The sequence below is a fragment of the Rubrobacter sp. M3-4 genome (assembly GCF_059772285.1).
On the sequence record NZ_JCBAJP010000005.1, the window covers coordinates 110,886 to 124,177 of the forward strand.

Annotated in this window: 13 protein-coding genes; 3 read left to right on the plus strand and 10 right to left on the minus strand. The window is 66.0% G+C overall.

Going from position 1 to position 13,292, the window contains the following annotated elements; genetic code table 11:
- Positions 1-5: 5 nt before the first annotated feature.
- Both AC6EKW_RS07445 and AC6EKW_RS07450 read right to left on the minus strand, forming a co-directional pair.
- Entirely contained in the window at positions 6-1,133 is a 1,128-nt protein-coding gene (locus AC6EKW_RS07445; RefSeq protein WP_498514067.1) for a hypothetical protein, read from the minus strand.
- A 60-nt stretch (positions 1,134-1,193) separates the two neighbouring features.
- Positions 1,194-2,066, minus strand: coding sequence for a glycosyltransferase family 39 protein (locus AC6EKW_RS07450; protein ID WP_498514068.1), 873 nt, complete (start codon positions 2,064-2,066; stop codon positions 1,194-1,196).
- Positions 2,067-2,277: 211 nt separating this feature from the next.
- Between AC6EKW_RS07450 and AC6EKW_RS07455 the strand changes: the two genes are divergently transcribed.
- Together AC6EKW_RS07455 and AC6EKW_RS07460 are read left to right on the plus strand one after the other, a co-directional pair.
- Positions 2,278-2,523 (plus strand): hypothetical protein, encoded by a 246-nt coding sequence (locus AC6EKW_RS07455; RefSeq protein ID WP_498514069.1) that lies wholly within the window; start codon positions 2,278-2,280, stop codon positions 2,521-2,523.
- Positions 2,524-2,529: 6 nt separating this feature from the next.
- Positions 2,530-2,967 carry a PIN domain-containing protein gene (locus AC6EKW_RS07460; protein WP_273888025.1) on the plus strand — a complete coding sequence of 146 codons (438 nt, stop codon included), beginning with the start codon at positions 2,530-2,532 and terminating at the stop codon, positions 2,965-2,967.
- Between the two features lie 72 nt (positions 2,968-3,039).
- Here the strand turns inward: AC6EKW_RS07460 and AC6EKW_RS07465 are convergent, their stop codons facing one another.
- From AC6EKW_RS07465 to AC6EKW_RS07485, 5 genes are all read right to left on the minus strand, one after another.
- The gene (locus AC6EKW_RS07465; RefSeq protein WP_498514070.1) at positions 3,040-4,146 is read right to left on the minus strand and encodes a sulfotransferase family protein; all 1,107 of its coding nucleotides are present in this window, start codon (positions 4,144-4,146) and stop codon (positions 3,040-3,042) included.
- A gap of 86 nt (positions 4,147-4,232) precedes the next feature.
- Complete coding sequence (locus AC6EKW_RS07470; protein ID WP_273888023.1) at positions 4,233-4,589, minus strand: hypothetical protein; 357 nt, start codon at positions 4,587-4,589, stop codon at positions 4,233-4,235.
- Between the two features lie 64 nt (positions 4,590-4,653).
- The gene (locus tag AC6EKW_RS07475) at positions 4,654-5,007 is read right to left on the minus strand and encodes a hypothetical protein (RefSeq protein WP_273888022.1); all 354 of its coding nucleotides are present in this window, start codon (positions 5,005-5,007) and stop codon (positions 4,654-4,656) included.
- 179 nt (positions 5,008-5,186) lie between these two features.
- Positions 5,187-6,611, minus strand: a complete 1,425-nt coding sequence (locus AC6EKW_RS07480) for a sensor histidine kinase (protein WP_273888021.1) — start codon at positions 6,609-6,611, stop codon at positions 5,187-5,189.
- Between the two features lie 3 nt (positions 6,612-6,614).
- Positions 6,615-7,295 (minus strand): response regulator transcription factor, encoded by a 681-nt coding sequence (locus AC6EKW_RS07485; RefSeq protein WP_273888020.1) that lies wholly within the window; start codon positions 7,293-7,295, stop codon positions 6,615-6,617.
- Between the two features lie 141 nt (positions 7,296-7,436).
- Between AC6EKW_RS07485 and AC6EKW_RS07490 the strand changes: the two genes are divergently transcribed.
- Entirely contained in the window at positions 7,437-8,411 is a 975-nt protein-coding gene (locus tag AC6EKW_RS07490) for a terpene synthase family protein (protein WP_273888019.1), read from the plus strand.
- On the opposite strand, the gene AC6EKW_RS07495 is transcribed toward AC6EKW_RS07490, so the two are convergent.
- The 3 genes from AC6EKW_RS07495 to AC6EKW_RS07505 form a co-directional block, all read right to left on the minus strand.
- Positions 8,396-10,294 (minus strand): putative bifunctional diguanylate cyclase/phosphodiesterase, encoded by a 1,899-nt coding sequence (locus AC6EKW_RS07495; protein WP_273888018.1) that lies wholly within the window; start codon positions 10,292-10,294, stop codon positions 8,396-8,398. The genes AC6EKW_RS07490 and AC6EKW_RS07495 overlap by 16 nt on opposite strands.
- A 130-nt stretch (positions 10,295-10,424) precedes the next feature.
- On the minus strand, positions 10,425-10,694 hold the full coding sequence (locus AC6EKW_RS07500) for a 2Fe-2S iron-sulfur cluster-binding protein (protein ID WP_273888017.1): 270 nt from the start codon (positions 10,692-10,694) through the stop codon (positions 10,425-10,427).
- Between the two features lie 82 nt (positions 10,695-10,776).
- Complete coding sequence (locus tag AC6EKW_RS07505) at positions 10,777-13,083, minus strand: universal stress protein (RefSeq protein ID WP_273888016.1); 2,307 nt, start codon at positions 13,081-13,083, stop codon at positions 10,777-10,779.
- Positions 13,084-13,292 lie beyond the last annotated feature (209 nt).

Here is a 13,292-nt window from a genome sequence, read left to right on the forward strand (position 1 = left end):
GAGGATCAGGGGTCGAATGCAGGATCTCGCCCCCGGTAGATCCGCTCGAGCGCCTCGCGCGCCCTGGCGTCGAGCCCCGGCTGCGACTCTTCGGGGACGAGCACGATCCCTTGAGGGAACTTCGAAGTTATCCTCCGTTCGTACCCAGGCCCACGGGCCCGCTCGCATCGTACGAGCCCCAGGATCGTCCTCGCCCCCATCCAGGTCGGAACGGGCCTCGGAGGGTCACCGGTGCGCTCCAGCAACGCAAAACCAGCGTTTCCCTGATCCCTTCCTTCCTGGTGTAGCTTCACGAAGAGCCGGCTCTCCACCAGCCCGTCAGAAGACACCATAAGCCCGGTAAGTCTGGGATCGCCGGCAACCATCAGATAGCGGGCGTTTTCCTTCCTCAACTGATACATTATGTGTGGTATGGAATAAGAGAGCACCGTGCAGTTCGATTCATCCCTGCTCATCATCACCCAGAGGGCCCGCGGCGGGATCTGGTAGATGGTGTCGGTATCGACGTCCTGGGAGTATCCCTTGGCAGCCGTGGGGTTGGTGATCGGAGGGGATTGATCGAGCCCCAGGGTCGTCCAGCGGTGGCGCCCGCCGTCCTTGAAAACGAGGTACGACGCATGAAACGGCATGGTGACAACCATGCTCCCCGGAGGCACGTTCCTCTCCATCCAGCGCACCATGTTCGTGGCCTCCACGACGCTCCTGCCGCCTCCGGAGGGCCTGACGGGGTGATCGTAGAGCAGGTTGTGGACTTCTTCCGTGGCGACCACCAGCGGGTACGCACCCAGGATCAACGCCGAGACGGCGGCGATCCAGTCAGGGAAACGCCTCGCCTTCACATCGCGTGCCACGATGGCGAAGACGTCCGTCACGAGCACGGCGAGCGCGCAGAGCAAGAGGGTCTGCGGGATGAGAAACTGCCTCTGGTTCCATCCCTCCAGGGTCACGAACAGGACTATGGGAGCCTGGAACAACAGAGAGATGGAGAACACGCGCCACATCCGGCCCCCCTTCACGGCCCTCCAGACGGCGTAACCGGCCGCCACCGGCATGAGAGGCCACAGCGCGATGTAGGGCGCGAGGTGACTCGCGAAATAATCTCTCAGGGCGGCGAGCGATGCTTCCGGAAACACCGAGCCCCCGGTCTTCGACAGCAGCAAGAAGACGACCACGGGCCACACAGCGAGAATGCTCTAGCCGGTCCAGGATCGCCTGCGACCGCCGGCGAGAAACCGGTCGAAGGCACCGGAAAAAACGGATACCCCGACGAGCACGACGACCGCCGCCGCGCCCAGGGCCATCGGGCGCTGCAGATCGGGAGAGAGCCGCCCCACCAGGTATATCTGGCCGCTGGCGGCGTAAACCCAGGCCCACCACGGCAGGCAGGCCAGAACCACCCCGAGGTAGTGCAGGAAGGCCCTTCGCGACCCCCAACCGAAGAAAAGCACCGCCAGCAGCGCCAGAGGAAGGTTTACGAACGCGGTCTCTTTGACGAGTATGGCGGCGCCGAGCGCCACCCCGGACAGGAAAGCCGACAGACGGGTGTTCCGCCGGAGGGCGTGCATCAACGCCAGCAAAGAAAGGAGGTAGGCGGTCATGAGCACCGCGTCTATGTTGAGGGCCTGCTTGTTTATCGTAGTGTAACCAAGGAGCGTGACGGCCGCGGCGGCGACGAGCGCGGCGATGGGGGACGCGAGCCGCCTGACCAGCAGATAGGCGAGGAGGGGGTTGAGCAGCGCCAGGAGACGCACGGTGAGCGCCAGGGTTCCGGTATCCCGTCCCAGGAACGTCATCAGCCCGCCCAGCAGGCCCGGGAACAGGGGGCCTCTCTTGATGAAGGGTGCCCCGTTGATGAGGGTGTAGCCCCGGCCGGAGACCAGATGCCACCCGGCGAGGAGATATTGTTCCGCATCCTGGGCTAAAACCCACTCGTACCTGAACCATACGAGGGAAGGGATCGAGAGGAACAAGACGATGGGCAGGAGCGCGAGATCGGTCCACCCGAACCGGCGTGTGACCTTTCCTGATAGAGCTTTTGCCGAAAGCTTCCCGTCCGTACGCCTCATCCCCCCGGCCCGGATCAGAGCGGCGATCTCCTCGGATTATCGGGAAGTATAGAAAAGAGCCGTGCGAGGCATCAATGCCTCTCAGAACCGCTCGTAGCCGGGTCCGAGGTGAGAACTACCTATCGTGGACCACCGGCATATTTTGTGGCACAATGTGGCCATAATCTGGTCAGATCTTCCCCATGCGAGGAGTTTAGTGAGAGAAGTAGGAGTGAGAGAGTTCAGGGATCACGCCTCCAGCTACCTGTCCAGTGGCGAGCCTCTGGCCGTACGGAGGCACGGCCGCGTAATTGGTTTCTACTTCCCGGTGAAGCAGAAGAGCGATACGGAGGAGCTGCGCGCTGCTCTGCGCGACCTGAGCGAAAGTCTGGCAGAACTGCGGCGCGAGAGCAGCCTCTCGGAAGAAGAACTCGTTCGGGAGCTGGTGCCCCGCGAGCATGAAAGCCCGGGCAGTTAGGGCAGCTTGCGCCTGGTCATAGACGCCAGCACGCTCGTCGCGGAGCTGCTTCGAGAACGAGGACTGGAACTACTCGCCAACCCCAATCTCGATCTGTACGTACCCACCCGGATGTGGGAGGAGACCCGGCATGAGGTATCCAGGCGGCTCGAAGTCCGGGTATCCCGGGGGCTTCCCGCTCCGGTTGCCGCGCGCTTTTGGGACGCTGCCCTGCGTGTTAAGGAACACAGCGTCACGGAGGTACCAGAAGAAGTCTACGAAGGTTCGAAGGGCGAAGCGCTGTCCAGGTTACCACGGGATGAGAAAGACTGGCAGGTGGTCGCGCTCGCTCTTTCACTCGAAGCAGCCATCCTCACCGAGGATAGAGATTTCTTCGGCTGCGGGGTTGCAACGTGGACGGCAGACACCATGATCACCTGGCTGCAACGCCATGGTTTATCTTAGCTCGAGGATTCCTGCTTTTCTCACGCAAGACCGGGACCATGAACCCGGCAAGTAGTCGGCTTACCCGGCTCATCAGCTACTGTTTCGCTCGTAGCCGAGCCGGGCGAGGGTCTCGCCGGCCGTCTCCTCGAAGATCTCACGATCCTTCGGAGTGAAGAGCCTCCGCCAGTCGCCCGCCACGCCCTTGCGGAAGAACGAGGAGGCATCCTCCTCGCCGCGCCCGCGACCGCCGGAGAGACGCTCGAAGCTCTGCGAGCGGACGCACCCGGCGACGGTCTCCTCGTCGGAGACGGCACCGAGGAAGGAGAAGATGCTCCGCATGTGCCGTTCAGGGTCTGCGACGAGGTCCTCGTAGCGCACCTCCATGTAGCGGTCCCCGAGCAGGGCTGGACCATCCTGCGCCGCGCCGCCCGTGTAGGAGGACCAGTCGGAGGCGAGGGTTCGGAGCTGGTCCCCGGTGAAGATGCTCCTGCCGGAGCGGACGAAGCCCTCCGGGTCGGCGCGGTAGGCGGCGCGCTTTTCGGCGACCTCCGTCCCCTCCTTCACGTTGCCGAAGTTCCAGAGGTGGAAGGCGGCTGAGACGGCGACGTCGCGTCCGTCCCTGATTATGTGGATCACCCGCGCCTCGGGGTAGATGCGCGAGATCTCACGCACCATCCGGTCGTTGAGGAGCGGGGACTTGTCGCCGACGAGGCACTTGCCGCTCTTCAAGAGCTCCCGCGTCATGAAGTAGCCCGCGGCCATGCGGGTCATGGCTTCGATGTGTTCCCGCGGATCTCCGTCGCGGCTCCAGACGGAACGTTCGACCCAGAGCCTCAGGTACTCCGCGTCGAGCAGAGCCTCGTAGAGCGAGCTCGCCGGGCGGTCGACGCCGTTCTTCTTCAAGGCTTTGCGCTTCCATCCCGCGCCGAAGATGCGCCCCTCGCCCCGGCAGAGGACCTCGGGGTGGGCGTCGAGCATCCGCATCAGCCAGGTCGTCCCCGAGCGCATGAACCCGACGACGAAGAAGACGGGCGAGGCAGCCTCCGGCGGCCGCAGCCCGCATCTCCGCAGCTCCTCCTCGAGCGCGGCGATGCGGGCGTCGCGGGCCGAGATCTCCCGGCGAGCCCGCGCCCCCGGAACGAGACCGCGCACGAAGCCGGCCGGGTCCCTCAGCGCCCGTCTGGCCAGCCTTTCCAACCTCTCGTGCGTGTCCGGAGCCATCTTCCGCGGCGAGCGATACGGCATGCGGGTATTCTAAGCCAGGACGGCCGGGTTTCCCCGCCTCACGAGCGGCGGGCTTCGATCATCTCCTTGAGCTCTCTCCAGCTTATAGTCTGCACGGCGCTCTCGAAGCGCACCTCGAGCCCCCGGCGCGTCAGGCGGACTTCACCTCTCCCGCGGTCGAGCCAGCGGTTGCTCAGCGGCCCCTCCGCGAGAACGGCCCGGCGGGCCCTGCGCCACCCGAAGCGCCGCAGGTTGTACTCCAGGTCCCGGTAGCGATACAGCCAGCAGGCGTCGGATACCGCCTCGTAGAGAGCGTGTGGATTATCTTCCTCCCAATACCGGATCCCGTCCTCGCCGGGGATGGCATCGGCTCCCGTCCTGCGGACACCCGGAAGCCGCAGTCCAATCATCTTCATCTTCTCTTCCCATCGAGTAGACAAGTGGTGGCCCCGGGTCTCCGGGGCCACCGAGATAGAGGTCTTACTTTCCGCTGCTTCCGGCGGTATCCGGAGCGCTCTGGTCACCCTGCTGGAGCTGCTGCCCGGGTCCCTGCTGCAGGTTGTCCCTGTCGGGCCCCTTCACCTCACCGGATTCGGCCTTCTCCCCGGCATGCTCTATCCCATCCGGGCCCTTCTGGTCACCCTGCTGCACGTTGTCGGGGTCGGCCTTGGTGTTCTCCTGGTGAGCCTGCTGCTGAGCCGCGGAGACCTGACCGCTGGAAGCGGCGCTGGTGTTGTGGGTGGCCTGGGCGAGGGCGGTGCCCCCACCGAGCGCCAGTACCGCCGGTACGGCCATCGCCGCAAGGAGCTTCTTCCTGTCCATCTCGTTCGTCATCCTCCTGTTTCTGAGGGTCTTCTGGTTTCGTGTCCCGACGTTCTGGCTGCTTGCCTACATCTTCCTCTCCTTTCTCTGCTGTCGTGTACGCTCAAGTATTCGCCCGGGGGATGAGAGGGTGCTGAGCAGAGGGTGAGAGTCGGATGAATAGTCCGTAAGAATCTTTTGAGACTACCACCTCAGAGAAGATCGGCCCGCGTTCCGCCACCCGAAGGGAGGTCCTCGGGGAGCAGGAGGGTGAAGGTGGAGCCTTCGCCGACCCGGCTCTCCACCTCTATGGTGCCGCCGTGGGTCTCGGCGATCTGCCGGGCTATGGAGAGGCCGAGCCCGGCCCCTCCGGCGCCGCGCGAGGGGTCCACCCGGTGGAAGCGCTCGAAGATCATGGGCAGCTCGTCCTCGGGGATGCCGATGCCGGTATCCGTGACGGAGAGGAAGGGGGATCCGCCCCGGCGGCCCACCTCCACGGAGATCCGGCCGCCCTCCGGGGTGTACTTGACGGCGTTGTCGAGCAGGATGGAGGCGGCCTGCAGGATACGCTCCCGGTCGCAGTTCGCCTCGACCGGCCCCTGTGGGGGACGAAACTCGACCTCCACCTTGCCCTGCGCGGAGGCGCGGGCGGCGTCGGTGGCTTCGGAGGCGATGGAGGCGAGGTCGTGCCGCCCGAGGTTGAGTGGAGCACCCTCGTCGCCGCGGGTGAGGGCGAGCAGCGACTCGACGAGCGAGCGCATCCTGCCGGACTCCTCGCGGATCGCGCGCACCGCCTCCCGCGCGGTCTCGGGGTCCTTGAGCGCCCACTCATCGAGCATCCGGGCGTAGCCGCTTATGGAGGTGAGGGGAGTCCTGAGCTCGTGGCTCGCGTCGGCGGCGAAGCGCCGCTGGCGGGCGAGGGCCTCTTCCCGGCGGGCGAACGCGGCCTCCAGCCGGGCGAGCAGGGCGTTTATCGTGGTGGTGAGGCGTCCTATCTCGTCTTTGGGGTTCGCCACCGGCAGCCTCTTGGCGAGATCCCCCTCCCCCATCTCGCGGGCGGCGACCACGACCCTGTCGACCGGCTTGAGCGCGGCGCGGGCCAGGATGTACGCGCCGGCGATCGAGAGCAGGAAAGCCGCCCCGATCCCGGCGGCGAGCACGGCGGAGAAGTCCTCCAGAGTCTCCTGCGCACCCTGGTAGGGCTTTCCCGCCTCGACGATGCGCAGAGCACCGCTGCCCTTCAGCCGCACCGGGACGGCGTAGACGTAGTCCGGGGCCTGGTTGGAGAGGTTCGCGGTGCCCGAGGCCGGTTTCCCGCTCCTGGCCGCCTGCTTCCAGACGCCGTCGCGGGAGCCTCCCTGGACGCCGAGTCGGAGCGTCTCGCCGACCACCTTGCCCTGTCCGTCGCGCACCACGACGAAGACCCCCTCCAGGGTGAGCCTCTCGCGGTTGCTCTCCTCCAGGGTGCCCCCCGAGCGGATGGTCTTCGCCACCGAGACCGCCGCCTGCCGGACCGTGTTCTCGGTGTTGGAGAGCAGCGTGTCGCGCACCAGGACGTACAACCCGATGCCGAGCACGAGCAGGATCACACCGATCGCCAGCGCGTTGAAGAGCGTAAGACGCCAGCGGATCGGCAAGGCCTACCGCTCCTCCCGGAGCGCGTACCCCACGCCCCTTATGGTGTGGATCAGCTTCTTCTCCCCCTCCACGTCTATCTTCCGCCTCAGATACCCCACGTACACGTCGACCACGTTCGTCGAGAGCGCGAAGTCCTGCTCCCACACCCGCGAGAGCAAAAGGTCCCGCGAGAGTACCCGCCTCGGGTTCTGCGCCATGAACTCGAGCAGCTCGTACTCCCGCGCCGTGAGGTCTATCTTCCTCTCCCCCCGCCTCACCTCCCGCGTGGAGCGGTTTATCTCGAGGTCTCCTACCCGCAAGACCTCCTCACCCTCCACCCGCCTCAACAAAGCCCGCATCCTCGCCAGCAGCTCCTCCACCTCGAAGGGCTTCGTCAGGTAGTCGTCCGCCCCGTAGTCGAGGCTGTGCACCTTGTCCTGGGTGCTGTCGCGGGCGGTGAGCATGATGACGGGCAGCTTCTCCCCGCGTTCCCTGATGCGCTTGAGGACCCCCACCCCGTCGAGGCCGGGCAGCATGATGTCCAGCACGAGGATCTCGGGCCGGAAGCTCTCCAGCACCTCGAGCGCCGAGGGCCCGTCGTAGACACACCTCACCGAGAGCCCCCGATGCTCGAGCTCCAGCTCCAGAAAGCGGGAGATCGATCGATCATCCTCGACTATGAGAACCCTGGTACCTGGCTTCATGCTCTTCCACCTCCTCGCCTCGTAAGACACGATTCTATATCTTCCCCCGATCTGCTGAGGGAGCGCTGAGAGATCCTTGCGGGTGGCGGGACGAAGTGTGAACATGCTTGCCTGGAGAGAACTCCCGGCAAAGGAGAACAGATGAAGACGAGACCAGCGGCGACCCTCCACGTCCCACCACTGGACTACCCCTTCCCGCCCCGGATGAACGAGCACGCCGAAACCGCCCAGCGCGGCACTTCGGGGTGGGTGAGGACGTTCGGGCTGCTGCCGGACGAGAAATCTCTGGCTCTCTTCGACGCGACGGGGCTCGGACACCTCGCCGCCCGCAACCATCCCGAGCTCGCCGCCGAGGATCTGCGCTTCGTCTCCGACTGGTACGCCTGGCTGTTCCTGCGCGACGACAAGGGGGACGCCTCCCCTGCAGGCCGTGATCCCCGCAGGCTCTCGTCCGCGGATGGCAGGTTGCTGGACGTGCTCGAGGGCGCCGAGCCCGGGGAGGAAGACGAGCCGCTCGCCCACGCCCTGCGCGACCTGCGGGAGAGGACCCTCGGCTACCTGCGCACCAACTCTCTGCCCGGCGTCTGGATGCGGCGGCTGGTCCGGGCCGTCAGGGAGCACCTCGAGGCGACGCTCTGGGAGGCCTCGAACCGGGCCAGGGGAGTTGCCCCCTCCCTCGAGGCGTACGTCAGGATGCGCCCGCTCACCGGCGGGCTCTCGATCGTCACCGAACTCGTCGAGATCGTCCGCGGCCACCACCTCCCTTCAGAGGTGCGCGAGCACGCGGCGGTGAGGCGGCTCACTTCGGCCTCGCACAACGTCACCTGCTGGGCCAACGACATCATCTCCCTGAAGAAGGAGCTCGCCGCCGGCGAGGTGAACAACCTGATCCCGGTGCTCCAGGCCGAGCGTGGTCTCTCCCTGCAGCGGGCGTTGTGGGAGGCGGCCCGGATGCACGATGCGGAGGTGGAGGTCTTCGTTGAGACCTCACGTACCCTGCCCTCTTTCGGACCCGCCGTGGACGAGATCCTGCGGCGCTACGTCGTCTCGCTCGAGGCCCGCATGCGCGGCGTCCTCGACTGGTCGCTCGGCTCAGAGCGCTACCGCAGCGAGTGAGCGAGGATCCTCTCAGCCTCCATAGCGTCCACCGGTTTCGAGAAGAAGAACCCCTGCGCGTAGTCGCAGCCTGCCCGGCGCAACCTCTCCAGCTGCTCCCCGGTCTCGACCCCCTCGGCTATGACGTCCATCCCCAGGCTGTGCGCGAGGGTGGTGATGGTCTGTACGATCTGCGCGCCGTCCGCCGAGCCCACGTTCTCCACGAAGGCGCGGTCTATCTTGAGCGCGTCCGCGGGGAGGCGCTGCAGAACCCCGAGCGAGGAGTAGCCGGTGCCGAAGTCGTCTATGTGGATCCTGGCCCCCAGCTTACGCAGAGAGCGTGCGGCGGGCTCGGCGCCGAGCATTATGGCGCTCTCGGTGACCTCCAGCCGGAGGTGATGGCTCTCCAGCCCGCTCTCGGAGAGAGCCTCGGCCACCTGAGCGGCGAGGGAGGGCTGCGAGAGCTGCACCGCGGAGAGGTTCACGCTCACGGTGAGCGGGCGGTGCTCCGGGAACCTCTCCAGCCAAGTCTTCGCGTCCCGGCAGGCCTCCCGCAACACCGCGTCGCTTATCCGGGAGATCAGACCGGTCTCCTCCGCGAGCGGGATGAACTTCGCCGGGGAGACCTCGCCTCGTTCCGGGTGCCTCCACCTGGCGAGCGCCTCGAAGCCGACCACGGCCCCGCTCCTGAGCGAGACTATCGGCTGGTAGCGGACGTAGAACTCCCCCCGCTCCACCGCCCGCCTGAGGTCGTTCTCGAGCCTCAGGGTCTCGAGCACCCGCTCGCGCATCTCACCGGTGAACACCTCGTAGCGGGCCTTGCCTTCCCGCTTGGCCTGGTACATCGCCGTATCCGCGTCGCGCAGCAAATCTTCCGGGCTTTCGTACCCGCGAGAGTCCGGGATGACCCCGATGCTCGCGGTGGTATAGAGCTCGTGTCCCCGTACGTGGAAGGGATGGGACAGGGCTTTCTGCAGCCTCTCCGCCACCTCGAGAACCCCACGTGTGTCCCGGGCGCTCTCGACCAGCACGGTGAACTCGTCCCCGCCGATCCTGGCGACGGTGTCATCCGGACCGACGCTGGCCTCGAGCCGCCTCGCCACCTCGACGAGCATCCCGTCCCCCACCGCGTGCCCGAGTGAGTCGTTGACGTTCTTGAACCGGTCGAGGTCGAGGAAGAGCACGGCGAAGGGATGTCCATCGGCCCCACGTGCCCGCTCGAGCGCCTCTTCGAGCCTCTCCGAGAAGAGGACGCGGTTGGGCAGCGCGGTGAGGGGATCGTGTGCGGCGTCGTAGAGGGCCCTCTCCTCGGCGAGTCGGGCCTGTACCAGCGCCCCGACCAGACGGCTCCTGAACTGCCAGAGCAAAAGCAGCACGACCGCGACCGCCGCGGCGAGGGAGGCCACGTGGAAAGGCGCGGCGTACCAGCCGGGAAGCCGGGAGGCGGAGGGTGAGATCTCGCCGAGGACGGCGATGACGACGGAGACCATCCAGGAGATCACGAGCAGGTAGCGCAGCATCTTTCCGCTCGCGTAGGGCAGCGCCACGCCGACGGCGAGCAGCGGGGCGAGGATGATGACGGTTATCAGGAAGGGCTGTGCGAAGGCGACCACGATGCAGGCCAGAAGGAAGCCGCAGCAGACGATCGCGATCGCGGCGTTCGCCCGCTCGCTCCTCCTGGCCCACCTGCGCGCCACCTCCAGCGAGAGCCCGTAGGCGAACAGCGTGACGCCGGCCACCCCGGAGCCGAGATCCCGAAAAGCGGCGGAGGCCCCCACCTCCAGCAGGCCGAAGGCGAGGACGAGCGGCACGAGCCACCTCAGAAACTGCCCTATCTGATGCGCCTGGCCGGAGATCTCCTCCACCAGCGTCTCCTCGCCAGGCCGCCCGGGGGGAACTTTCACCCCCACCTCCCGGCCTCGCCCTCCACCTATCAGATAAGATGTGATCATCTCGATATTATCGGAGGGAGGGGCGTCCTTCTTTAGCCGGAGCTCGAAGGGAGCGTAGGGATCCCTCCCCCGCACGAGCCCCTCAGGCGTCGAGCACGACGTCGGAGAGGGGGCTGCCGATGCAGATCAGACGATATCCCTCCGCAAGCTCCTCGTCGGAGATCGCAAACGCAAGCTCCTGGTCTATCTCCCCCTCGAGGCACATCTGCATGCAGGTGGTGCAGGTGCCGCTCCTGCAGTCGTAGGGGAGGTCTAACCCGTTCTCCTCGGCCTTCTCGAGGATGTACTCATCCTCGGAGCACTCTATGGTGATGCCGCTCTTCTTGAAGGTTACCCTGTGCGTCTTCGCCATCGCGCTTCTTCCTCACACGGAAGCCCCGGCCCGAATCGGAGAGCAAGACCGGGGCTCCCGCCGACAGATCTGAAAACCGTCTTCAGCTCTTCTCTTCGAAGTCCTCCGGCGGCGCGCCGCAGACCGGGCACTCCTCGGGCGGCGCGACACCCTCCATCTCCTCGCCGCAGACGGTGCAGACCATGGTCACGGTCGCGACCGGGTGCGGCGCGCCGCCGTCCGGAGCCTCTATCTTCTCGCCGGTGTCGCGGGCGAGCTCGGCGATGGAGATCTTGCCCGTGATCACGTCCTCCATCGTGTTCCGGGCCCCGGAGAGCGCGTCCTCGACCAGCGCGAGGTCTATGTGGTTCGTGCCGCGCTCGCGGGCGAGCTTCTCGGTCATGTTGCGCGAGATGTTGCGCATGAAGCCCTTCGGCGCCCGCTCCAGGCGCTCGACGGCCTCCTCGGTCCAGGTGAACTCCTTCGAGCCGCCCTCCGGGACCAGCTTCCCGGCCTCCTTGAAGGCCCGGTGGTCGATCGGACACTTCCCACCGCTCTCGCGCTCGACCTTCTCCCTGGCGTGGTGCACCGGGCAGCCGCTCGCCTTCGGCTCGGGTGCCTCGCGCCCGGTCTCCTCCCGGTAGCACTGCTCGGCGTACTCGCGGGTTATCGTGGTGTAGCCCTTCTTGAGCGCGCTCTTCTCCACCCGGGCCTTGACCCGGCGCTTCTCCTGCCACTCCTCCAGAGAATCGAGGAAGGCTTTGGCGTCGTCGGTCCAGTGCAGCTCGCGCCCGTCGTAGACCCCGGAGCGGTTGAGGTTCTCACCCTCCGCGGCCCGCGCGATCTCGGCGTCGACCGGGTGGAAGTGGGTCGGGTCGGACCCGCAGACCGGGCAGCGGGCGGGCTTGCCCTTCGCGATGTAGTGGCACACGTCGCACTCGTAGCGGTCCTTGCCCTGCGCGGCCCGCCGGATCTCCTCCTGCACCTCCTCGGAGACCCCGACGAGGTCCCCCTGGTCCTCGGCCTTGCCGAAGCCGCCGCGGCCGGAGGAGAGGATCTCCTCCTTCTCGGAGGAGCCGTTCTTCCCGTGACCGTTCGAGGAGGAGCCGTTCTGCTTCGTGCGCTCGTCGAAGTCCTGGAAGAGGGAGTCTATCGGGGCCTCCTCGCCCGCGGCCTCCCGCTCGCGGATCTGGTCGCCGATGGCGTGCATGCTCTCCATCGCCCCCGGCGGGAGGATGTTCTCGATCACCTCGTCTATGACGCTCTCTGTGATGACCGTATAGCCCTTCTCGATCGCGTAGCGCAGGACGGCGCCGGTGGCCATCCCGACGACGAAGCCCGGGACCCGGTCCATCCGGGCCAGCGCCTCTTTGGTCCAGGTCATGTGCTCGGCGGCGGTGTAGAGGTCAGGCGCCTGGTACTCGTAGTTGCCCACCAGCACGTTGGTCGGCAAATAGCGCATCATGTTCTCCGAGTTGGACCCGATGTCCATGTCCTCGTCGGAGTGGTAGCCGATGCGCCCCATCACGACCAGCGTCGGGTTGACCTCTTTGACGTACTTGAGCGTCTGCTCGAAGGGCTTACCCGCAAGGAGCGTCGTCTTGAGATCCACGCCCTCGTCGGCTGCTATCTTGCGGGCGACCTCCAGATGGGCCGTGTAGATCTTGGCGAGCCCGGAGTCGATGATCTCCTCGTGCAGCTTCTCCTGCTCCTTGAAGCGGAAGACCTTCTGCGCCTTGGTCGAGAGCACGCCCGCGATGGAGTGGAACATCGCGTAGTGGAAGTACGGGTCGAAGACGGCTATCGCCTCGACCTCCCCGTCGAAGGCCCGCGCCAGGTCTATCGCTCTCTTGAGGCCCCCGAGCGACTTCGCCGAGCCGTCTATCGTGACCACGATGTGCTCGAAGGGGTTGCGGTCGAGGTCCTTGACGATCAGACAATCCGCCTTCTTCAGACGCCTGACCACCCGCTCGGTCACCGAACCGAGGACGGTGTCCTTGACGGCGGCCATGCCCATCGCGCCCATCACCACCAGGTCGTAGTCGCCGGAGTTGACGTCCTCGACGATGACCTTGAAGTTCTTGCCCTCCAGCGAACGCCGCACGAGCTCCACCCCGTACCGCTCGCACAAAGGCTCCAGCACGTCGATGTAGGAGTCGGTTATGATCTCCAACCCCTTGGTGATGAGCTGGTCGTGGATCTTGCGCTGGCGCTTCATCTCGTCCTCGTCGCGGAACTCCTCCGGGAGCCCGCTCTCCATCTGCCTGAAGCGCACGTCGTGCATCCTGGCGGCGTAGGCGTGGCAGCCGGCGACCCGCCCGCCGAAACGGCGCGCCACCTCCACCCCGATGACGCACGCCTGGTTGGAGTAGTCCGAGTTGTCTACCGGAACGTAGATCTCCTTGTACATAGAACCCCTGCTCCCTAGCTTTCCAGGACGCGAGAACCGACGCTGATCACGCCAAGGTGGTCTCCCTCTCTACATCCCCGCAATCTATCTCTCCGCCTCCACCTCGCAAATGAAAACGTTCACAACACATACGTAACGGCCTATGATATCGCTTCATGATAGCTTTTCGTCCTCTTCGATTCTACTCGTGTGTGGGACGAATATCACGC

Excerpts from the sequence above, each read along its gene's own strand:
- AC6EKW_RS07450 (WP_498514068.1), bottom strand. The coding sequence starts at position 2,066 with ATGAGGCGTACGGACGGGAAGCTTTCGGCAAAAGCTCTATCAGGAAAG.
- AC6EKW_RS07470 (WP_273888023.1), bottom strand. The coding sequence starts at position 4,589 with ATGAAGATGATTGGACTGCGGCTTCCGGGTGTCCGCAGGACGGGAGCC.
- AC6EKW_RS07475 (WP_273888022.1), bottom strand. The coding sequence starts at position 5,007 with ATGACGAACGAGATGGACAGGAAGAAGCTCCTTGCGGCGATGGCCGTA.
- AC6EKW_RS07485 (WP_273888020.1), bottom strand. The coding sequence starts at position 7,295 with ATGAAGCCAGGTACCAGGGTTCTCATAGTCGAGGATGATCGATCGATC.
- AC6EKW_RS07490 (WP_273888019.1), top strand. The coding sequence starts at position 7,437 with ATGAAGACGAGACCAGCGGCGACCCTCCACGTCCCACCACTGGACTAC.
- AC6EKW_RS07500 (WP_273888017.1), bottom strand. The coding sequence starts at position 10,694 with ATGGCGAAGACGCACAGGGTAACCTTCAAGAAGAGCGGCATCACCATA.
- AC6EKW_RS07505 (WP_273888016.1), bottom strand. The coding sequence starts at position 13,083 with ATGTACAAGGAGATCTACGTTCCGGTAGACAACTCGGACTACTCCAAC.